Origin of the sequence: Paenibacillus lupini, assembly GCF_011761355.1 — a bacterium.
GTDB classification, from domain to species: Bacteria; Bacillota; Bacilli; order Paenibacillales; family Paenibacillaceae; genus Pristimantibacillus; species Pristimantibacillus lupini.
Genome location: NZ_JAASRW010000008.1, coordinates 197,141 through 217,066 on the forward strand (window position 1 = coordinate 197,141; position 19,926 = coordinate 217,066).

Consider the following 19,926-nt stretch of genomic DNA (forward strand, 5'->3'; position numbering starts at 1 on the left):
AAAATATTAAGTGCGAGCGGCATAGGAGGCAGGACCATGGACTTAAGAAAATACCGATTAGATGAACCCGCGCTCAGCACATTCAGTGAGGAACGCGATGAATATGAACGGGATTATGCACGGCTGATTCAATCCCCGGCTTTCCGGCGGCTGCAAGGCAAATCGCAAGTATTTGGTGCCGGATCAGGTGATTATTACCGGACAAGGTTAACCCATTCCCTCGAAGTATCGCAAATTTCCCGCGAAGTGGCGAAGCGCTTAGGGAAACAATACGCTTTTCTGTCTAAAAAAGAACATCCGGGTCTTATTCTGGATCCGTCTGTTGTTGAAATTGCGGCACTTGCCCATGATTTGGGACATCCGCCATTTGGCCACAAAGGCGAAGAAGTACTGAACCGCTTATTAATGGAGGAACATGGACTTGCTTATGAAGGCAACGCCCAAAACTTCCGTATCCTCATGTTCCTTGAGAAGCGCGCCGGCAGCGGCAGCGGCCTTGATCTGACAGCAGCTGTCCTGCTCGCAACCAATAAATACCCCTACTCGATTGATGAACCGGGAAGGCTGAAAGGGCTGTACAGCTCGGAGTGGCATGCCATTGATCATATTCGCCAATCTTGGGCGATGCCAACGGGCTGTTCTACGCTTGAAGCACAGCTGATGGACCTATGCGATGATATCGCTTATTCCACCCATGACATAGAAGACGGTATCCGTGCCGGCAAAATTCAAATGAACCGGACTTTCTTTGAGGATCAACGACTGATCGATAACCTCGTACAAGAAATTGTAGAGGATCAAGGCAATATGGATGTGGGTTGGGATCAGGTAGACATACCAGCGATGGTGAAGCGAGTGCTGGCGGCTTATTTGCAGCAGTGGGAGGAGCTTTACGCTCTGTATGATCATGAATCGTCCCGTACGCGCAGAGAGATGAAAGCACGCTGGGTCAGCGTATTTGCTGGCCGGGTTGGCATTATTGACGATCAGACAAAGGGCTGGAAGAAGGTAACCTTCGTGCTGGATGGACAGCAGGATATCGATCTGCTGCGCACGATGGAAATTTTGAAGAAATTAGCTTGGGTAACGCTGATTAAGGATTTCCGCGTACAGCGGTTGCAAATGCGCAGCGAAATTATGATCCGCCGTCTGTGGGACAGCTTCAAGATACCTGAGCAAGGACGCTTGATTCTGCCGACAGACTGGGTAGCAAGCTTCGAGCAGCATAAACATAATTGGAGCTGGGCCCGCTTCATTGCGGATTATATTTCCGGCATGACTGATGCTTATGCAGAGAAGGTCTATGCCGAACTGTACGCGAGCAAATCCGGTTCGATCTATGAAATGGACTGACCCTTAAGCAGGGTTCAGTTCCGCGTTCTGCGACAGCATAGTAATATAGTCGAAGAATTTTTCTGGTTCTACATCGTAGACAAGGCTTATTGGACGGCCGCCATCCGTCTCAACCGTACGCCCTTGGCTTGGGCCGTGAGGAATAACCGTTCCATAGACCGTCTTCATTTGAACGAGACTTGGATCTCCGACTACTGCTGTCGTAAGAACATCCCATAAATAGTACGTCGAGTTTGTCTCCATAAAGACAAGCGGCGGACAAGCCGCGTAGCATTGACCTACAAAATCAAGCCCTGCATGTCTGCGAAGCGATGCCCAGCGGTTCCTGATGGGAACGGTAAGCGGTACTTTATTCGTACTCTCCAGCGCAACAAGCTCGATCTTGATACCGCTGTTCCACACCGTCTCTACTGCTTCCGGATCCCAGAAGGCATTCCATTCCGCTGTGCCGTCATGCTCCGGCTCCTGAACGTTACCCTTTTCATTAAAGGTACCGCCCATCCAGACAAGCTTCTCGATCTTCTCCTCGATACTCGGTGCTTCTTCGAGTGCCCTCGCCAAATCAGTAAGTGGACCTGTGAAGAGTAATGTTACCGGTTCGCTGGCATTTTGCAGCTGCTGAATCATATGCTGGTGAGCAGGCAAACCAGCCTCACGTGTATGTATAGTTCCTGGTTCATTCAGGATTGGCAGCGCATCTACGAAAAACGTGTGCATCCGCCATTCCGCTGGAAATGGATTTTGCCCTCTGGAATTTGAACGTGCAACCTCCACCTTGTCACTCATGCCCGGCGCTCCGAAGCGGTCAATAATTTTACGGCTTGCAGCCATCCCCGGCTCCAAATATCCATCGGCCGGAATAACAGATACCCCGATCAGTTCAACATCCTTCATTTGCAAAACAAGGAACAACGATACAAGATCGTCTACCCCCGCATCGTGATTGAAATACAGCTTTTTTCCCATTTCCGCTTCCATCCCTTCATAAGTATAAAACATGATCGCGTTTGCCCATCCTATAGCTATAGCCCAAGCTTACGAAGTATGAATTTTCATGTATGGCCGAGAATGGCCACTTGGGTGAATATTCATTAAGCTTAGGCTTACGATGCAAGAATCACCACGAACAGCCTCATTTATGCTGTTTGTGTGATCATTCTTTTTAGGAGGTGAACACCATGGCTAAAGATGTTCTTTGTGAAGTAAACTCGTGTAAGTATTGGGCAGCAGGCAATCACTGCGCCGCGTCTTCCATTTATGTTGTAAACAACCGTTCGAAACAAGCAAGCAACTCCGATGAAACGGATTGCAAAACGTTTGAGCCAAAGATCTAAAGGAATGGGCAACGGCGCGCAGTCCCTCTGCATGTATCACACACGCATCGGAAGCTGAGCGCCGTCCCATTCGACTTCATTATTTTGTTACTGGAACCGCGTTATAATACTCCTCTAGGGTCAATCCTTTATCTTCAAGCTCCTGTGATAACTCTTTACCTACATAACGGATATGCCAAGGCTCATATTTGTAGCCTGTAATGGCGTCCTTGCCATCAGGATAACGGATTATGAACCCGTATTCTGGTGCATGAGCTGCCAGCCATTCAGCTTCAGGCGTTCCACCGAAGCAATCTTCTGCTGCACATTTGCCGTCACTGCCAGATACGTCAATAGAGAGGCCTGTTTGATGCTCGCTTGTGCCAGGGAATGCACTGTAAGTCAACGCTTTTTCCATTCCGTCTTTCTCCACATAACGGTTAAACAGCGCTTTTTGCGTTGCTTGCGAACGGTAAGCCGATACACCAGCTAAGTAAATCCCGTCTTTCTCTGCTCCAGCGAACAGATCTTCCAGCGCGCCCGCTGCTTCTTTGCGCATTTTACGTTTGTCGATTTTGTCATTAAACGTAAATCGAACATCTGGATACACCAGATCCGTAGGTTCATAACCATCCGGCAGCTTGTATTGCTTATCTACCAGTACGGTTACACTCTCAGGCTGGGCAACTACCGGAATTCCGTCCTCTTCACCAGCTGTTGCAACTGCTGCCTTTGAAGGCTCCTCCGTCTTTGATGGCTCATCAGAAGGCTTGTCCGATGGTTCATTAGATGGCTCATTAGATGGTTCCTCTGAAGGAGCATCCGATGGCGAGTTGGTTGGCTCGTCCGATGTTATAGGTTCATCCGTTCCGGCAGGATCTGTTGGTTGCGAAGTCTCGCTATTAGCCGTCGTCTCTTCTGGAGCTTGGGCCGTTAAATTTTCATAGCGAATAAAAAGAATGACTGCAATAGCAACCACACATACCGCTACAAATGCTAATCCACGTCTTCTGCGTTTCCTTATATTTCTTCTCATGTTGTCTCCTTACTGCTGTTTTATTGTAGATCCTTCTGTCCTCTCTACTATAAACGAATAGACGAGATAATGTCTTAAAAAGTTGTAACAATTGTTTGAGCCATTTTGCCATGATTGGTATACTTGTATTGCCTTTGACATTCCTCTTCCAGCCAAGCATAATGAAGACAATAACATCATAAATGTAAGGACAAGACATGACAGGCAGCTTAAGGGAGGCCTGTTTTTATTGTGAGAGGCAGGCGAAAATCGTGTCAAATCTAGCACCAAAACGGTTGTTCAGCAAACGACCCATTCTCGCATTCTCGCTGATTGTACTTCTAAAGAGCTTTCTTACCTGGATGGTCGTCTTTGGTGGCCCGAACTGGACAACCCTGCTCAAGGAATTACCTTTTGCGTTGATTGTGTTCTGCTTTATTGAATGGTTTGCAACAAAACGAAAGCTGGTCTATTATTTGAGCGCCAACCTGCTCATGACCGCTATCCTATTTGCCGTACTTATGTATTACAAATATTATGGCGTTATTGTCACGTATGTAGCCCTTCATCAAGTGAATCAGGTTACGGCAGTCAGCAACAGCGTCTTCTCCCTGATGGACCCTTATTATTTGCTAGTCTTTATTGATATTGTCGTCATGAGCTATTATTTAATGCGCCGCAAGAAGGGACAATATTGGAAGATAGCTAGCCAGAAGCAGGTCAGCCGGCGTGTTCTAGCCACCTTGTTTGGTATTTCGCTTGCGCTTTGTTTATTTAATATTGTACCAAACCGCGCCAGTATGAACGAGATTGTCAAAGCTGAACAGATGGGGATCCTCAACTACGAAGCCTATACGATCTTTTCTAATAAGGATCAGCAGCTTGTTAAGCCTTCCGAAATTACACAGGCGAAGATTGATGAACTGAAGCAGATTAATAAGCCGGCATCTCCACAGCAGTGGAATGCAGCCTCCGGTAAAAATCTAATCATCATCCAAATGGAGTCGTTCCAGAACTTCCTCATGAATCTGACGATCGACGGCAAAGAAATTACACCTAATATGAACAAACTAGCGAAAGAAAGCTATTATTTCAATAACTTCTATCAAGGCGTTGGCCAAGGTAATACATCCGATGCCGAGTTTATCGTCAATACGTCGTTCTATATTCCATCAAACGGAGCGGCAACGCAGGTCTATCCGAAGAAAGAACTGCCAAGCCTGCCCAAACTGATGCAAGAGCACGGCTACGACACCGCCACGTTCCATACGAATGTCGTGGATTTCTGGAACCGCGGCGAGCTGTATAAGGCACTAGGTTTCAACCGTTACTATGATAAGAAGTTTTTCGGAGAAGAGGATTCCGTCTTCTTTGCAGCTTCCGATGAAGTGCTCTATGCCAAGACAGCAGCCGAGCTGGAACAGATGGATCAAGGTGATAAACCGTTTTATGCACAAGTGATTTCAATGACTGCCCATCATCCATTTACCATTCCAGAGCGCAAATATAAGATGGAGCTCCCAGCGCGATATGAGGACACCTTCGTTGGTGATTATATCCGAGCCCAGAATTATGCGGACTACGCACTTGGACTATTTATAGACGATTTGAAGCAGCGCGGCATATGGGACAACAGCGTTATTATGCTGTACGGCGACCATCTTGGCCTGCCAATCTATTCCCTCGATCGCGATGACAAAGATCTAATGAAAGAAATATATGGTCATGAGTACGGCTCAGCCGATATGATCAACATCCCGCTTATTATTACAGCACCTGGTATTACGAAGCCAGCCGTATTCAACCAGCTTGGCGGTCAGGTAGATATCTTGCCTACTGTAGCGAATCTGTTCGGCTTCTCGCTGGACAATCATATTCACTTCGGACAGGATATTCTAAACAACACATCGGTTAACTTGCTGCCGCAGCGTTACTACTTGCCAACCGGCTCGTTCCTAAGCAGTGAAGAGCTGTTCCTGTCCGGCAGTGGTTATGCGGACGGCACACACCTCCCGCTCTCGGGTGCCAGCACAACATCGCTTGATTCAGAAGATGAATTTAACCGCGCGCTGGAGCTGCTGCGATTATCCGACAGTTACGTCAGCCAGCTACCAGAATGGAAATAACGAATGTTCGCCCGCCTAAAGTTTAGGCGGGCGTTTTTTTTATAGGATGCCTCGATTAAATTCACCACATCTGCCTTCTCCTAAAAATTGGATTCCATATAGTTCCAAAGATTTATTTTGCTAATCTTGGTACTAAATCTACTAATTCTCTATAGTACTAAAACCTCTCATCTGCTAGTATCAGAAAGGGTCTAAACCATATTTCAACAAAAGAGAGGTATAATAAATGAAAACTTTTTACCGTAACAGTCTTATTCTCTTCCTAGCAGCACTCTTTATCGTATTTCCCTTCCAAGCTTCTAAAGTAAGTGCGGCGTCCGCGGAAGATGCAGTGAATGCTTACTATCCGGGCGATATCGATGAGCATTGGGCTTTTAACGAGCTTGATAACTTCGTAAGCGCAGATTTGCTCAAAGGCTATGTTGGCCAAGACGGCGAAGTTACGCTGAAACCTGACTTGTCCATCAGCCGTGCTGAGTTCGTATCCATTCTGGTACGCGCAATTGGACTGACAAGCACTGAAGCAGGCAAAACCTTTGCTGACGTTCCAGCAGGCAAATGGTACTCCGAACCGATTCAAATCGCCAGCTCCCTTGGCATCGTGAACGGTCTTACCGAAACAACATTTGGTCCTAATGAACTGATTAAACGCGGTGAGATTGCAACAATGGTCGTTCGTGCGTTCACAGCATCCGTCACTTTCGAAGGTGAAGCGAAAGCATTCACGGACGTACCGGAATACTTCGCAACACCGTTTATCAAGCAAGCCAGCCAAGCAGGAATTGTTCGTGGTGCTACTGCAACAACGTTCAAACCTTATGCGAACGCGACCCGCGCAGAAGCGGTTGTTATGATCCAACGTGCACTTGATCTGCAAAGCAGTGACTTGCCTGAGGATGCTGCTCTTACAGCTGTGATTGAGGGATACGAGACGGAAGAAGTAGCCGCTATCAATGCCCTGGACTTCGCTAAGCTTGGCGAAGTTCAAGCCAAGTATATGTCCGGTTATTACCTGGCCTTTAACCAATATCTCTACGAAGATATCGAATCCTATCTGGATGAAGGCTATTCAATTAAAATGGAGAAACTGACACCACAAAAACTTGAAATTGTTTCGAAATCTAACCGTTTTGCTGTGGTTCAATCCACAGGCAGCACCTACAATGTGACAGAAGTAGTAGACGGTGAACCGTCTACCAATCCATCGTCTTACGATGGTATTTACTATCTGAAGAAAATGCCGGATAACAGCTGGAAAATCTACTCGTTCTACGACGATGAAGATCTCTCTGGTGAAGCAGAATAATACGAAGAGGCTTGCGGATAACCGCAAGCCTCTTTTTTATAACTAAATCACATAGGAGGAATCTGGCTCGAACAAACGGCTGATCTGCTCGAAATCTTCACGGCTAAGCTTCCAGCGGGAAGCAGCGGCATTCTCCTGCACCTGCGCAGCTGATTTGGCACCTGGTATAACCGTTGTGACTGCCTTATTGTATAAGAGCCAGTTGATTGCTACTTGGCCAAGCGGCTTGCCGATATTTCTCGCAATTCCTTCAAGCAGCTCGACCTTCAGGACATTGCCTTCAAAGTTGTCGCGTTTGTACAGGGGATTACCATAAGAGCGTATATCATCATCGGAAAATTTACTGAGCGGGTTAAACTTACCCGTTAATAGTCCTTGCGCCAGCGGGCTGTAGGGAATAAATCCAAGCTGCTGCTTCTCTGAGTAAGGCAGTTCCGCATACTCAACTTGCCTCTGAAAAAGATTATATGGCGATTGAAGCGATACGATCGGTGCAACCGACTGCGCCGCTACAAGCTGCTGTACAGAAAAGTTTGACACCCCGATGCTTCGTATTTTCCCCGCTTGAACAAGCTCATTTAAGACCAAAAAAGTCTCTTCTACTGGCACTGTTCCTTTCGGATCCGGCCAATGTACCTGGTAAAGATCGATATAGTCGGTATCCAGACGACGGAGACTAGCATCGACTTCTTCGATAATACTTTCCCGCGACAAATCGATATCTACCTGGAAACGGTCATCCCATACGAGCCCAACCTTTGTTGCAATGAGTACTTTATCCCGTACAGCTTTAAGTGATTGTCCAAGCACTCTCTCCGATTCTCCAAAACCATATACCGGAGCCGTATCGAAAAAGGTAATGCCCAAATCTACAGCTTTGTCGACCGCAAGCCTAATGTCCCGCTCCTCTACTTGGCCCCACCCGTTCCGTCCGGCAGCCCATGCCCCGAAACCAATAACGGATGGATACAGCTCACTGTTGCCAAGTCTTCTTGTCTCCATTCCTTCTACCTCCTTTTACCTTACAATACCCATTACTTTACTTGGAATAATTTTCATTATACTCTTCCCTATCTCGCTTGACAACGAAAGATTGAATGCCTATGATGGGGTCAATCTAGAGGAGAAGGAGTCATACATATGGGACGTAAACGAGTCGATCATGTTGGAATTATGGTACGAGATATGGAAGCAACAATCCGTTTCTACGAGGAGTTCGTAGGGCTTGAGCTGAAAGGCCGCTTGACGCATACGAACGGCGTTATTGAGCTGGCTTTCCTTGGATTCGGCGGTTCTGATGAAACAGAGATTGAACTTGTCCAACATTATAACGGCGAACTGCCAGCAGAAGGTCGTGTTCACCACTTCGCGATTTATGTAGATGATGTAGAAGAGGAATTTGCACGTTTAAAGCAGACAACCGTGACGTTTATCGACGAAGAAATCATTACCCTGCCTAATGGCTACCGTTATTTCTTCATCAGCGGACCGGAAGGCGAGCGGATCGAGTTTTTCCAGCGCTAATACACAAAAGCCTCCAAATCCACTTAGCGTGGAGTTGGAGGCTTTTTAATTACTGTTTATTTTGCAGCTTCGAGTACTTCTTGTACGTGGCCGTCTACGGATACGCTGCGCCATTCGCGGACAAGCACACCGTTCTCGTCGATCAGGAACGTCGAACGCTCGATGCCCATGAATGTCTTGCCGTCCCAGGTACGTTCTTTCCACACACCAAACAGCTCCGATACCGTATGATCCGTATCAGCCAGCAATGGGAAAGGAAGGCTGAATTCCGAGATAAACGTATCATGCGAAGCAAGATCGTCAGGGCTGATACCGATTACCTCTGTGTTTTGCTGCTTGAACTGACCGTTATAATCACGGAAATCGCAGGATTCCACTGTACAGCCCGGCGTATTATCCTTCGGGTAGAAGTAGATAACAAGCTTCTTGCCTTTATAGTCTTGAAGCGAAATGCTGCCGCCTGTTGAAGCAGGCAGTGTGAAATCCGGCACAGCTTGGCCAATTTGTACTTGTCCTTGCGTCATAAATGGACACCTCTCCTCTTATTTATCGTTACACGCCAAGTTTACCACGATTAGCCACAAATTCGTAGAAAAGCGGCTGCTCCATTACAAAAGCTTGAATATCCTCTTTGCTCAGCGGCAGCGAATAGGCTAGTGTCAACTTCATTAATGCCGCCTCAACGGACATATTTTCGATAAAGACTGCTCCCGCCTCCAGCAAACGAATCGAGGAAGCATACATGGCCTCGGTGCTGTCCTTTAATGGACATAGATACAAATCCACGCCCTGCTCGGCGCAATATTCCGCAAACTGCAGGAGTGAGTGGGAATCCACCACGCTGGCATTCGCTGTCCCGGAATGGAACAGATCATGCAGAACCGCCTTCGGCTTATGCGTAGTGAAATCATAATACGAATAGTTCAGCCCTGGAAATGGCCGGATATAGAGCAGTCCGGATTGAATGCCTTCCCCATCCTCCAGCCAAGAGCTGCCTGCCGGCTGACGCTGGCGAAGCTCCTCATGGGCAGGATTGAATGGATGATCAATCCTTTGGAATCTCCCGCCGCTCATGATGCCATAAGACACGCTGTAGGGACTGTCGAACTGATCAGTAAACGACTCGCATTGGGTAATGCGGCTGCCCAGATAAACAATAGACTCCCCTTTGTCATTTCGATAAATGACGAATACACCTGGTGCAGCATCTTCTGTTATGAAATTTACAGCTGAAGCAAAATTACTCAGCCCATTTGCTCTCTCATCACCAAGCGGATAATTGCTGGCCACAAGGACAAGTGGTATTGTCAGATCGCATAACACAAAACTAAGCAAGGCCGCCGAATAGGCGAGCGTATCCGAGCCATGGGTCACAATAATACCGTCGTACTTGGATTGATCAACAGCTCGAATCGCCGCAATCAATGTATTCCAGTCCGACGGCACAATATTTTCACTCAATATATTCATCGGTTGAACCGTTTCAAGGTCTACTTCCCGCTTCAGCGGGCTCGCTTGATAAGCATCAATTAAATGATAAGAGCCTGCTTCATTCACCGAAATCGCACCGTTATTATTCTTGCTGCCGATTGTTCCTCCGGTAAACATGACAAGTATTTGGCTCATGTGTACATCCCTCTCCGTTTAGCAATTCGCATAGGTTATTCTCCAGTCGTCTCCATATGCACAATAAATCATACTAAACCGGGCTTGAAGCATGCAAGCCAATACGCTAACGTACGTTACTCCGAAGCGGCGATAATCCATTCACACGGCACTCTACGATATCACCATTACGAATAACGACCGACCCAGGTGTTCCAGTTAGAATTACATCTCCTGGCAGCAGCGTCATCACCTGCGAGTGGAAAGCAATCAGAAAGGCTGGCGGAAAAATCATATGTGTAAGCTTGCTGGCATGTGCTTTCTCTCCGTTATGCCAGGTTTCAACCTGCAGCTGTGATAGATCTCCAGCCTCGTCCATCGTGATGAGCTCGGAACCAAAGGTGAAGAAGGTATCGAAGCTCTTCGCTCTTGTTAGATACCTCATATGGCGGGCATGAATATCCGAGGCTGTTGTATCAATCGCTGCAGCAATACCAGCAGCCGCATCAAGTGCTTCTTCCTCTGTAACATTCCTGCAAGTTCGGCCAATGATGATAGCCAGCTCCGCTTCAGCAGTTACCCGCTCTGACTGGGCAGGCAGCACAATAGCTTCGCCATCGCCGATGATTGACGTATCCGGCTTCATAAAGCTGACGGGTTCCTCCTCCCGAAGGACGGCTAGCTCATTGGCATCAGCCGTGTAATTCATGCCGATTCCCCAAATTTTACGGGGATGGCGGTAGAGCGGCGCTGGAATCGCTTCTGAAGTCGGAATAACAGGCAGCTCAGCAAGCTTGTTCCGACCTCCATTGTTATACCAAGCCGTTAAATCCTCCAGTTGACCGTTCGTAATCAGTCTAAACACATCCGTCTGCCAGCTCGCGCCCGTTAGGCTGTTCAGATCTGCCAGCGTTACGTAACCGCCAGGTACAGCGATACAGCACTGTTCTACTCCACCTTGAATAATCGTTGCCAGCTTCACCCTTTTACCGCCTCCTTCTCGAATTGCTCCACCCAGCGCAGCAGCTTCAAATCCTGCTTCGCTCCAGCAATCAGGGATAACCCGATTGGCGCTCCGTCAACCTCCCCTGCCGGAATCGTCACCTGAGGCAGACCGGACAAACCAGCGATACAGGACAGCTGCATCGTCCAGAACCGGCGTTCCTCATTGGCAGCACCATTAATGGCACGACTTGGAGCGGCACCAGGTATCGTAGGGATTAGGAGCAATCCGTCATCACGCAGCAGCTCATGCAGCCGCTTCCGGATGACATGGCGCAATGCGCCATCCCTCTCTACTTCTGCAGCCGTTATTGTACTGGCAGAAGCAAATCTCGCTCCAATGCTTTCGCCAAACTTCGGTTTCTCCCTAGCGATCCACTCGCTATGCGTCTGCCAGATTTCCCGCCCCTGCGTTGTCCGAAATGCATGGCTCCATGCCTCAAGACCTTCAGGAGCGATCGAACGCCATTCCTGCTTAAGCCCTTGCGACTGCACGAGCTGTGCACAGCTGTTTTGCAAACTGCTGCGGCAGGTAGCCTCTGCCTTCTCCCAAGCCTCCTCGGCAAAGATTAACCTGCGGAAGCCCCATGGTGTCACGTCATCAGCTAAACCAGCTAACAAGACTTCCCCAACCTTCCGAAGCATCGCGATATCTCTTGCCATCCAACCGACCGTATCATAAGCAGGCGCAAGCGGAATTACGCCATCAATCGGCACAAGGTTATGGGTTGGCCGAAACCCGTAAATACCGCAATAAGCAGACGGGACACGAACCGAGCCGCCCGTATCCGTACCAAGCGCGAAGTCGACTGCTCCCGCTGCGACAGCAACAGCCGAGCCGCTGGAAGAGCCGCCCGGAATGCGATCCGGCGCCTTTGGGTTAATCGGCGTACCGTAATGATCATTTTGGCCGTTAATGCTGTACATCAGCTCATCCGTATGGGTTGTACCAGTCAGACGTGCACCTGACGCCAACAGCCTTGTAATGGAGGAGGCTGTCTTGTTCCAAGGCGAATGCGTACGCAGCCAATCCGGATTACCGGCTCCGCTCGTGTACCCTTTTATCGCGAATACATCCTTTACAGCAAATGCCAAGCCGCTCAGCATTCCCTCTCCTATTGGCGGCAGCTCAAGCTCCGTCTGCACAAACGCGTTGTACGTATCGTTCATGGAATTATCCCTCCTAAAATGAATGATCAATCAAGCAGCCATGTTCAGGCCAGTTGTGATCATTCATCGCTTCGAAAGCCTATTATTACTAACCTACCAACCGATCACCGAGCCATCACAGCGTGGATCAACTCCACCGCTTAATAGACCATCTTTATTTATAGCAATGGCATGCGCATGCCCCATAACACCTTCATAGTCCTTGAGTCGCCGTACAAGATGTCCCGCTGCCGCAAGCTGATCAGCCGTTTCCTCTGCAATCCGTCCTTCCAGCTTAAGCTCCTGCGTAGGCGTCCCCCAAGTACGGCCCCATACGAAACGCGGCTCACTTACCGCCTGCTGCGGGTTCATTCCAAAATCAATCATCCGAGTCAGCATAAGTGTCTGCGTCTGCGGCTGCCCTTCTCCTCCCTGTGTGCCGTACAAGTAGCTTGGCTTGCCGTTCAGGCAGGCCATTGCCGGCATAAGCGTATGGAAGGTCCGCTTACCTGGCTCCAGTCGGTTAATATGATTCGAATCAAGCGAGAAGAAGGAGCCGCGATTTTGCAGCAGAACCCCCGTATCACCCGCCACAACACCTGAACCAAACTCGAAATACAAGCTTTGGATAAAAGAAACCGCATTGCCGTCCTCATCCACAACCGCTGCATAAGCGGTATCACTGCCCACCGGCTGGCTATTAATGTCTACTGCTTCATTCTGATTAATAGATGCAGCAAGCTCTGCTGCATACTCTTTGCTGAGAAGCCGATCGAGCGGAACAGCCGAGAAGGTCGGGTCCGTTAAGTATCGGTTACGATCGCGGAAGCTTAACTTCAGCGCCTCTACCAGCGCATGATAATACGCATAAGAGCCATGCCCCATCGCTGCAAGATCAAACTGTTCAAGGATTTGCAGAGCCATAATACCAGTGAAGCCTTGCGAATTCGGCGGTACCTGATAAATATCATACTCCCGGTAAGAGCCACGAATCGGCGACACCCACTCTCCGCAATGTGCGGCAAAATCCGCCTCCGTCAGAAGACCACCCTCCGCTTGCAAATAGCGGACAATCTCTTCTGCCACCGTTCCTTTATAGAAGGCATCCCTTCCATGCTCGGCAAGCTTGCTCAGAGTTGCCGCCAGCTGCTGTTGGATAAACCTTTCCCCTGCCGGCACGATTCTGCCTTCTGGCATATAAATGCCAGCAGTGACTGGCTGCTCCGCGAGCATCGCAGCATGCTGCTTTGTATGTTCATATTGATCAGGGGACATAGGGAAGCCTTCCGCTGCATAAGCAATTGCAGGCTCCAGCACCTCCGCAAACGTAAGACGGCCATATCGATTCTGTACCGCATACCAGCCGTCCACCATACCAGGCACCGTAACAGCACTGCGTGGACCTCTTGTCGGAATAGCTTCCACATCAGCATAGGCATCTATGGTTGCCTCGCTGCCGGATCGGCCGCTGGCATTATAAGCTCGTACTTCTCCATCACCCGCATGGTAGGAGAGGAAAAAGGCATCGCCTCCTACACCTGTCATATGCGGATAAACAACCGCAAGGCAGGCGCTGACGGCAATTGCCGCGTCAAATGAATTGCCTCCCCGCTCCAATACACGTGCCCCGGCTGCCGTTGCCAAATGATGTGGACTTACAACCATCGCTTTTGTTCCTGTTACCGGCTTCTCCATCCCCATGCCACCTTATAAGTCAGGTTAACTAACATCTAATCTATGTTTTAAAAATAACACGGCTCCCAGCACCCGGCAACGAAAAAGAAAGCCGGTTCCGCATTTTTTGTTGATGATGAACAAAAATCGATATATATTTATGCATATAGTAATGAAAATAGTTCATTCGCATACCATTTGCATAGAAGTCTGCTATATTGAAAGGAGTCCCACCTATGAATCAACGAACAGCCAGCCCTATTGATAATGGACAAATTGATGATATCGATCGTAAAATCATATCTGCCCTGCATGCAAATGGCAGAATCTCTTACACGGATTTAGCCAAAGATATCGGTCTATCACGTGTTGCCGTACAGGCACGGATTAATACTCTTATGGAAGAAGGCGTCATCGAGCGGTTCACAGCTGTTATTAATCCGGAGAAAATCGGTATAACGGTCAGCGCTTTTTTCAACGTTGAAGTAGAGCCAAAGTACCTCCACGAAGCAGCCGACCGATTAGCCGACGAGCCCGTCGTGACGAGTCTCTATCATATGACCGGACCAAGTAAGCTACATATGCATGGCTTGTTTACCAGCAATCAAGAGATGGAGACCTTTATGCGGGAGAAGCTATACCCTCTGCCCGGCATTATGGGTGTCGATTGTCAGGTGCTTATTAATCGCTACAAAAGTCGGATGGGAATGAGGCTGTAAACGATGGAAACAACAACGACATTAGAACCAGGTGCCCAGCCGCCGCAGACCGGCAGACCAACGGGAACAAACGATTACGGCCAGATCTCTTGGGCGATGCTCAAAACCGGTGTATTAGGCTATGGCGGCGGACCGTCCGTTATTCCGCTTATCCGCTATGAAGCTGTTACCCGTTACCATTGGATTGAAGATGATGAATTTGCCGAAATTCTCGCTCTTGCGAATGCTCTGCCAGGACCAATCGCGACCAAAATGGCCGCCTACCTCGGTTATCGCCGCAAAGGCTGGCTTGGTGCGGTTGTATCGGTCTTATCACATATTCTGCCTTCAGCCATCGCTATGATCTCCCTGCTGTCTGTCGTGCAATATTTGAGCGACTCGACTGTCATTCAAGGGATGATTGCCGCCGTTATTCCGGTCATTGCCGTTATGCTTGGCGTTATGGCCTATGAATTTGCCAATCGTGCCGTCAAAGGGCTTGGCAAATGGATGGGCTTTGGGATGTTTGCCGTCGCCTTTCTCCTCCTGCAAGTTATTAATATTCAGGATGCGATCGTCATTGTCGCCTTTTTAGCTTATGGAGCGGTACATTTCAAAGCGAAGGGCTTAGTTACCAAGTGGAAAAATAAACGGCGTGCGCGGTCTGAGGGAGGCGGGGAGTAATGGATTGGATTGACCTGATTATCGGCTTTTTTGTGGCCAATGTCCTTGGTTATGGCGGCGGACCAGCCTCTATCCCGCTCATGTACAACCAGATCGTAACCCATTATGGCTGGACCAATGATACGGAGTTCTCGAATATATTGGCGCTTGGCAATGCCTTGCCTGGTCCCATCGCGACCAAAATTGCTGCTTTTGTTGGTTATGACATAGCAGGCTGGCCCGGCATGATTCTCACGCTGGCTGCAACAATTATCCCTTCGGCAGTTGCGCTTATCTTCCTGCTCAAGCTGCTGCAGAAGCATCGCCAATCGCCAATCGTAAAAGGAATGACGCTGCTCGTTCAGCCGGTGGTTGCGATCATGATGGTGCTGCTCACCTGGCAGATGATCGACACATCCATCGGATCCACCAACCTGTGGCAGACGATTGGCATCGCCGCCGTCGCTTACTGGCTCATGGAGCGCAAGAAGATTCATCCTGCCATCGTCATCTGCATCGCCTTTGTGTATGGCGGCACGGTGCTGGCCAATATATAAGCCAAAAAAACCTCCCGTTCCACGGTAGCCGTGGTTCGAGAGGTTTTTTTGCTGCCTATAAATCAGTCGAATGGGTATGAACTTCATGTCCTGTAGATACCGGTGCACGACGCCCTCCGTCTTCCTTCATGAAAGGCCAGTAGTTCGCTTTGCCGAACATCCGGACCATAACCGGAATAAACAGCGGCAGCATGACGAGTGCATACAAGAACAAACCGCATAATACGATTGTAGCGATCTGCAGAAGCGACATAACGCCCGAAGGCAGCATTGCCGCGAATGTACCACCAAGAATCAAGGCAGCCGACATAATGACGGTCCCCATATTTTTCATTGCAGCCAGAATCGCTTCGGTAGGAGACAGCTGATCACGGTATTCCTTGAACCGATCCATCAGGAAGATACTGTAGTCGATCCCCAGCGCCACCAGCATGACAAAGCCAAAGAACGGAACGGCCCAGCTGATACCGCTATGCCCGAGTATACGGACGAAGATCACTTCCGTAATCGCCATCGACGTATAGAACGTCACAAGAAGTGAAGCGATCATGTAGAGCGGCATGACAATCGAGCGGAATAAGATAATTAAAATAATCGCTATACCAATAATCATGAGCATCACTGTACGGGAATAGTCCGCGTTCGAAATATTGCTCAAGTCATTGTTCATACTGGATACGCCGCCAACCGCATACGTAACATGCCCGTCAAAAGCCGTACCTTGTACGCCGCGCTCTACCGCCGCCTCCAGATCATCAATCTGCGACATTGTCTCTTCTTCATACGGATTGCCGCTGAACACCACATCAAATTTCGCAGATTTCCGATCCTCCGACATATACACATTTATTACCTGCTGGAAGTCCGCGCTAGCAATCGCATCCTCTGGAATAAACCAGCCTGTCATCTGTTTGTTGGAGGAAGTCGACAGCTCATTCAAGTAACCTTGTGCCGAGGATAAGCCGTCCGTCACTTGAGTCAAGCCACTTACACTCTGATCAAGACCGCCAGTTAACTGGCTAAGCTGACTGTTCAACTCCGTGAAACCAGATTGAAGCTCCTTCTGCCCGCTTGCCAGTTGATCAAGCCCATCGGTTACGCCCGGCAGCTTTGATACGATCTGCCCTTGACCGTCCGCCGCCTGCTCGATGCCGGTCTGAAGCTTCGCAATGCCATCTGCAAGCTTGCCAAGACCTGCAGCTAACGCAGCTTGCCCGTCTGCCGCTTGCTCATAACCGGTATTGGCTTTCGCAAGCCCGCCATTCACGGCGGTCAGCTGCGTGTTTAGCTGGTTCATCTGGCCGCTGATTCCCGCAGCATCCTGCCCAAGCTGCTTCACAGAACTAAGCGCCTCTTGATAAGCAGTATCATCCGCAAGCTCAGGATGTGTGGCCTGCAAGCCGGAGATTCCCTGCTCCAGACTCGACAAACCATCCGCCAGCTTCGCCTGTTCAGAAGCGACTGATTGAAAAGCCTGCGACAGCTGGCCTACGCCCGCTCCCGCTTGCTGATAGCCCTTCAACAGATCCTTGCTTGCTGCAGCCAGCTGATCGGCACTTGCTTTAGCCTGTTTAAGCCCTTTCGTAAGCTCTTCTGCCCCAGCAGAACCATCCTTAAGACCACGCTGAATTTGCTTAAGCCCATCACCCAGCTGCACGATGCCAGTCTTCAGCTCGTTTGTACCATCAACCAGCTTGCCTGCACCGGCTGCCGCTTCATTCAGCTTCGGCTCATTTTTGCTCAGCTCAGCGCTTGCATCAGAGAGACCGGAGCCAATCTTACCAAGGCCATCACCGCTTTGACCAAGACCATCCTCCAGCGTGCCAACCTGATCGGAGACCATGAAATCATTCATCGCTTCACCTGTTGGACGAGTTGCGCTGCGTACCGTTTTGACATCCTGCACGCCGCTCAGTTCTCGGCTGATCTGCTCGAGAGCCGCCAGCCCATCAGGCGTATCCAGCGGCTCGTCAGATTTCACAATGACCGAAGAAGGCAGCGATTCGCCTGGCCCGAAGCCATCGGCAATGATGTTAAAAGCTTTTACCGAATCATATTTATTACCAAGCTCGTCAAGCGAGTTGAACGACAACGATCCCTTATAGGCGCTCAGGAATGGAACGATCAGTACCGCCAGGATCAGAAGCGCCCAGACAGGACGTTTCAGCGAGAACTTGCCAACCGCTCCCCACAATCCACTTGGTTTATGCTCGAGCGAGCCTTTGGACGGCCAGAACAGCTTTTTGCCCAGCACCGCCATGAAGAACGGAACAATCGTGAAGAGCGCCAGCAGCAGCACCGCGATCCCAACAGCAACCGCTACCGCCGAACGGTACAGCACGAAGGTCGAGAAGCCAATAGAAGCAAATCCGACTAATACAGCGAGACCGGAGAAGAGAACGGTTTTCCCCGCGGTGCGGTAAGTGGCTACAATAGACTCCCGAATGTCGCTGCCCCGGTGCGTCAACTCTTCTTTAAATCGGCTGATTAGAAGAATACAATAGTCCGTCCCGATCCCGAACAATACGGCGACAAGGAATATCTGCGTGAAATTCGAAAGTGGGAAATCGAGATATTTGACCAAAAACGCTACGACCGACTGTGTCACCATATAAGTGAAGCCCACTGTCAGAAGCGGAACAATTGGTGCAACAACCGAGCGGAACACGAGGAACAGGATGATCAGAATAAAGCCCACCGTAAACAGCTCTGTCTTCTTCAGCCCCTCCTGGGAGCTTGTGACCACATCCTCGGAGATCAGCCAGTTACCCGTGTAATAATGCTCTACCTTTACATCCTTAAGCGCATCATACAGGTTATCACGAACTTCCTTCTGCTCTGCGCCATCCAGATTCACATTAGCCAGCACCAGCACGGTAGAACCATCTTCCGCCACCATCTGCTTTGCCAGCTCAGGGGTGTCAAAATGAGTCGTCAACGATGCAATACGAAGCTCTTCTTTATGAGCTTTCAGATTATCGATTCCGGCTTTAATACCGGTTAAGTCAGCGTCAGATAAGCCGCCGCCCTTGTGAAAGACGAGTACCGTAGATGCACCGCCGCCTCCGCCATCCTTCGTACCAATCTCCTTTGCCATCTGTGAAGCAATGGTCGAGGAGTAACCGTCAGGCACGTTCATTTGCCCTTTTTCCCGCACAAGATTCTGCATATTAGGTGCACTGAGCATTAGCCCAACCATAAGCACAAGCCAAGCGAGCAGAATAATCCATCTTGCTTTAATAACTGTCTTCATTGTTAACCTGCCTCTCCTCTCCATCTCCAGACGACTGTGACATCACACGCGCCAGCTTCTCAAAGGTCTCCATAAAGGCCAGCGCCTCTTTCTCTTCAAAATGCTGCAAAAATGTCGCAATAATTTGCTGCATCTTACCTTCCACAACATCGGTTACCCGCTTGCCTTCTTCGGTAAGCTTCAGTAGGGTGACCCTGCGGTCCTTCTCATCTGGCAGCCGTTCAATTAACTGCTTATCAAATAACCGAGTAATGATTGCGGTAATTGAGCTTTTGCCTACACAGAAAATATCCGCCAGCTCTGTTGATGTACACACTTCAGATGTGCGCAAATACCGGAGCGTTGAGTATTGCTCAATCGTCAGTTCCTCCGGCACTAGATCCCGGAACATGCCCGTAAGCCTGCGGTGTACGCTGAAATGCGCCTCTTCATACCGCCTTATGATCGACTCCAGCAGATTATTATCAATTGCCATTACGAAATATCCTCTCGCTTGTCATTTTAGTTTCACTATAGAACTATTCAATAGTAGAACTATAACAAAGGCCAAGAATTAGCGTCAACTGACGGAGTGGGAAAAAATGTGAATGTTTGATGAACCTCCAGTCTGAGACTGCTGCACTTGCCGTTTGCTTGTCCGGTTATTTTCGATTTATAATATTGGTTGAACTTACCATTTTCTTCTCGG

At 49.1% G+C, this 19,926-nt stretch carries 18 protein-coding genes; 8 read left to right on the forward strand and 10 right to left on the reverse strand.

The genetic code is table 11. The features are described 5' to 3' along the window. Nucleotides 1-36 precede the first annotated feature (36 nt). Nucleotides 37-1,353 (forward strand): deoxyguanosinetriphosphate triphosphohydrolase family protein, encoded by a 1,317-nt coding sequence (locus FHS17_RS24320; RefSeq protein WP_167281053.1) that lies wholly within the window; start codon nucleotides 37-39, stop codon nucleotides 1,351-1,353. Nucleotides 1,354-1,356: 3 nt separating this feature from the next. Here FHS17_RS24320 and FHS17_RS24325 read toward each other — a convergent pair whose 3' ends face one another. Beyond that, a complete protein-coding gene (locus FHS17_RS24325) occupies nucleotides 1,357-2,319 on the reverse strand; it encodes a nucleoside hydrolase (protein ID WP_167281194.1) in 963 nt (320 codons plus the stop codon). A 212-nt stretch (nucleotides 2,320-2,531) separates the two neighbouring features. Between FHS17_RS24325 and FHS17_RS24330 the strand changes: the two genes are divergently transcribed. Next, nucleotides 2,532-2,687, forward strand: coding sequence for a DUF1540 domain-containing protein (locus FHS17_RS24330; protein ID WP_167281054.1), 156 nt, complete (start codon nucleotides 2,532-2,534; stop codon nucleotides 2,685-2,687). Between the two features lie 79 nt (nucleotides 2,688-2,766). On the opposite strand, the gene FHS17_RS24335 is transcribed toward FHS17_RS24330, so the two are convergent. Continuing rightward, nucleotides 2,767-3,702, reverse strand: coding sequence for a D-alanyl-D-alanine carboxypeptidase family protein (locus tag FHS17_RS24335; protein ID WP_208420533.1), 936 nt, complete (start codon nucleotides 3,700-3,702; stop codon nucleotides 2,767-2,769). 251 nt (nucleotides 3,703-3,953) lie between these two features. Here FHS17_RS24335 and FHS17_RS24340 point away from each other — a divergent pair, with 251 nt between their 5' ends. Both FHS17_RS24340 and FHS17_RS24345 read left to right on the forward strand, forming a co-directional pair. Then, nucleotides 3,954-5,807 (forward strand): sulfatase-like hydrolase/transferase, encoded by a 1,854-nt coding sequence (locus FHS17_RS24340; protein ID WP_167281055.1) that lies wholly within the window; start codon nucleotides 3,954-3,956, stop codon nucleotides 5,805-5,807. A gap of 226 nt (nucleotides 5,808-6,033) precedes the next feature. Then, on the forward strand, nucleotides 6,034-7,113 hold the full coding sequence (locus FHS17_RS24345; RefSeq protein WP_167281056.1) for an S-layer homology domain-containing protein: 1,080 nt from the start codon (nucleotides 6,034-6,036) through the stop codon (nucleotides 7,111-7,113). Nucleotides 7,114-7,155: 42 nt separating this feature from the next. Here the strand turns inward: FHS17_RS24345 and FHS17_RS24350 are convergent, their stop codons facing one another. After that, nucleotides 7,156-8,115, reverse strand: a complete 960-nt coding sequence (locus FHS17_RS24350) for an aldo/keto reductase (protein ID WP_167281057.1) — start codon at nucleotides 8,113-8,115, stop codon at nucleotides 7,156-7,158. 138 nt (nucleotides 8,116-8,253) lie between these two features. Here FHS17_RS24350 and FHS17_RS24355 point away from each other — a divergent pair, with 138 nt between their 5' ends. Beyond that, complete coding sequence (locus FHS17_RS24355) at nucleotides 8,254-8,637, forward strand: VOC family protein (protein ID WP_167281058.1); 384 nt, start codon at nucleotides 8,254-8,256, stop codon at nucleotides 8,635-8,637. A 56-nt stretch (nucleotides 8,638-8,693) separates the two neighbouring features. On the opposite strand, the gene bcp is transcribed toward FHS17_RS24355, so the two are convergent. From bcp to ggt, 5 genes are all read right to left on the reverse strand, one after another. Further along, entirely contained in the window at nucleotides 8,694-9,161 is a 468-nt protein-coding gene (gene bcp, locus FHS17_RS24360; protein ID WP_167281059.1) for a thioredoxin-dependent thiol peroxidase, read from the reverse strand. A gap of 28 nt (nucleotides 9,162-9,189) precedes the next feature. Beyond that, entirely contained in the window at nucleotides 9,190-10,263 is a 1,074-nt protein-coding gene (locus FHS17_RS24365) for an asparaginase (protein ID WP_167281060.1), read from the reverse strand. A 106-nt stretch (nucleotides 10,264-10,369) separates the two neighbouring features. After that, nucleotides 10,370-11,224 (reverse strand): fumarylacetoacetate hydrolase family protein, encoded by an 855-nt coding sequence (locus tag FHS17_RS24370; RefSeq protein WP_167281061.1) that lies wholly within the window; start codon nucleotides 11,222-11,224, stop codon nucleotides 10,370-10,372. Continuing rightward, nucleotides 11,221-12,414, reverse strand: coding sequence for an amidase (locus FHS17_RS24375; protein WP_167281062.1), 1,194 nt, complete (start codon nucleotides 12,412-12,414; stop codon nucleotides 11,221-11,223). The genes FHS17_RS24370 and FHS17_RS24375 overlap by 4 nt, the downstream gene beginning before the upstream one ends. A 93-nt stretch (nucleotides 12,415-12,507) precedes the next feature. Then, nucleotides 12,508-14,088 carry a gamma-glutamyltransferase gene (ggt, locus tag FHS17_RS24380; RefSeq protein WP_167281063.1) on the reverse strand — a complete coding sequence of 527 codons (1,581 nt, stop codon included), beginning with the start codon at nucleotides 14,086-14,088 and terminating at the stop codon, nucleotides 12,508-12,510. Between the two features lie 215 nt (nucleotides 14,089-14,303). On the opposite strand from ggt, the gene chrS reads away from it, so the two are divergent. The 3 genes from chrS to chrA are packed head-to-tail and all read left to right on the forward strand — an operon-like array spanning nucleotide 14,304 to nucleotide 15,985. Beyond that, nucleotides 14,304-14,786, forward strand: a complete 483-nt coding sequence (gene chrS, locus FHS17_RS24385) for a chromate efflux transcriptional regulator ChrS (RefSeq protein WP_167281064.1) — start codon at nucleotides 14,304-14,306, stop codon at nucleotides 14,784-14,786. A 3-nt stretch (nucleotides 14,787-14,789) separates the two neighbouring features. Further along, nucleotides 14,790-15,449, forward strand: coding sequence for a chromate efflux transporter ChrB (chrB, locus tag FHS17_RS24390; protein ID WP_167281065.1), 660 nt, complete (start codon nucleotides 14,790-14,792; stop codon nucleotides 15,447-15,449). Then, nucleotides 15,449-15,985 (forward strand): chromate efflux transporter ChrA, encoded by a 537-nt coding sequence (gene chrA / locus FHS17_RS24395; protein ID WP_167281066.1) that lies wholly within the window; start codon nucleotides 15,449-15,451, stop codon nucleotides 15,983-15,985. Before chrB ends, chrA begins: the two co-directional genes overlap by 1 nt. A gap of 55 nt (nucleotides 15,986-16,040) precedes the next feature. Here chrA and FHS17_RS24400 read toward each other — a convergent pair whose 3' ends face one another. Both FHS17_RS24400 and FHS17_RS24405 read right to left on the reverse strand, forming a co-directional pair. Further along, complete coding sequence (locus FHS17_RS24400; protein ID WP_167281067.1) at nucleotides 16,041-19,238, reverse strand: MMPL family transporter; 3,198 nt, start codon at nucleotides 19,236-19,238, stop codon at nucleotides 16,041-16,043. Continuing rightward, nucleotides 19,222-19,713 (reverse strand): MarR family winged helix-turn-helix transcriptional regulator, encoded by a 492-nt coding sequence (locus tag FHS17_RS24405; RefSeq protein WP_208420534.1) that lies wholly within the window; start codon nucleotides 19,711-19,713, stop codon nucleotides 19,222-19,224. The genes FHS17_RS24400 and FHS17_RS24405 overlap by 17 nt, the downstream gene beginning before the upstream one ends. Between the last annotated feature and the right edge of the window lie 213 nt (nucleotides 19,714-19,926).

What these genes read in the sequence shown, in the direction of transcription:
- FHS17_RS24350 (WP_167281057.1), bottom strand. Translation starts at nt 8,115, where the DNA reads ATGGAGACAAGAAGACTTGGCAACAGTGAGCTGTATCCATCCGTTATT.
- FHS17_RS24335 (WP_208420533.1), bottom strand. Translation starts at nt 3,702, where the DNA reads ATGAGAAGAAATATAAGGAAACGCAGAAGACGTGGATTAGCATTTGTA.
- FHS17_RS24375 (WP_167281062.1), bottom strand. Translation starts at nt 12,414, where the DNA reads ATGAACGATACGTACAACGCGTTTGTGCAGACGGAGCTTGAGCTGCCG.
- chrA (WP_167281066.1), top strand. Translation starts at nt 15,449, where the DNA reads ATGGATTGGATTGACCTGATTATCGGCTTTTTTGTGGCCAATGTCCTT.
- ggt (WP_167281063.1), bottom strand. Translation starts at nt 14,088, where the DNA reads ATGGAGAAGCCGGTAACAGGAACAAAAGCGATGGTTGTAAGTCCACAT.
- bcp (WP_167281059.1), bottom strand. Translation starts at nt 9,161, where the DNA reads ATGACGCAAGGACAAGTACAAATTGGCCAAGCTGTGCCGGATTTCACA.
- FHS17_RS24355 (WP_167281058.1), top strand. Translation starts at nt 8,254, where the DNA reads ATGGGACGTAAACGAGTCGATCATGTTGGAATTATGGTACGAGATATG.
- FHS17_RS24320 (WP_167281053.1), top strand. Translation starts at nt 37, where the DNA reads ATGGACTTAAGAAAATACCGATTAGATGAACCCGCGCTCAGCACATTC.
- FHS17_RS24325 (WP_167281194.1), bottom strand. Translation starts at nt 2,319, where the DNA reads ATGGGAAAAAAGCTGTATTTCAATCACGATGCGGGGGTAGACGATCTT.
- FHS17_RS24405 (WP_208420534.1), bottom strand. Translation starts at nt 19,713, where the DNA reads ATGGCAATTGATAATAATCTGCTGGAGTCGATCATAAGGCGGTATGAA.
- chrS (WP_167281064.1), top strand. Translation starts at nt 14,304, where the DNA reads ATGAATCAACGAACAGCCAGCCCTATTGATAATGGACAAATTGATGAT.
- FHS17_RS24330 (WP_167281054.1), top strand. Translation starts at nt 2,532, where the DNA reads ATGGCTAAAGATGTTCTTTGTGAAGTAAACTCGTGTAAGTATTGGGCA.
- FHS17_RS24345 (WP_167281056.1), top strand. Translation starts at nt 6,034, where the DNA reads ATGAAAACTTTTTACCGTAACAGTCTTATTCTCTTCCTAGCAGCACTC.
- FHS17_RS24365 (WP_167281060.1), bottom strand. Translation starts at nt 10,263, where the DNA reads ATGAGCCAAATACTTGTCATGTTTACCGGAGGAACAATCGGCAGCAAG.
- FHS17_RS24400 (WP_167281067.1), bottom strand. Translation starts at nt 19,238, where the DNA reads ATGAAGACAGTTATTAAAGCAAGATGGATTATTCTGCTCGCTTGGCTT.
- chrB (WP_167281065.1), top strand. Translation starts at nt 14,790, where the DNA reads ATGGAAACAACAACGACATTAGAACCAGGTGCCCAGCCGCCGCAGACC.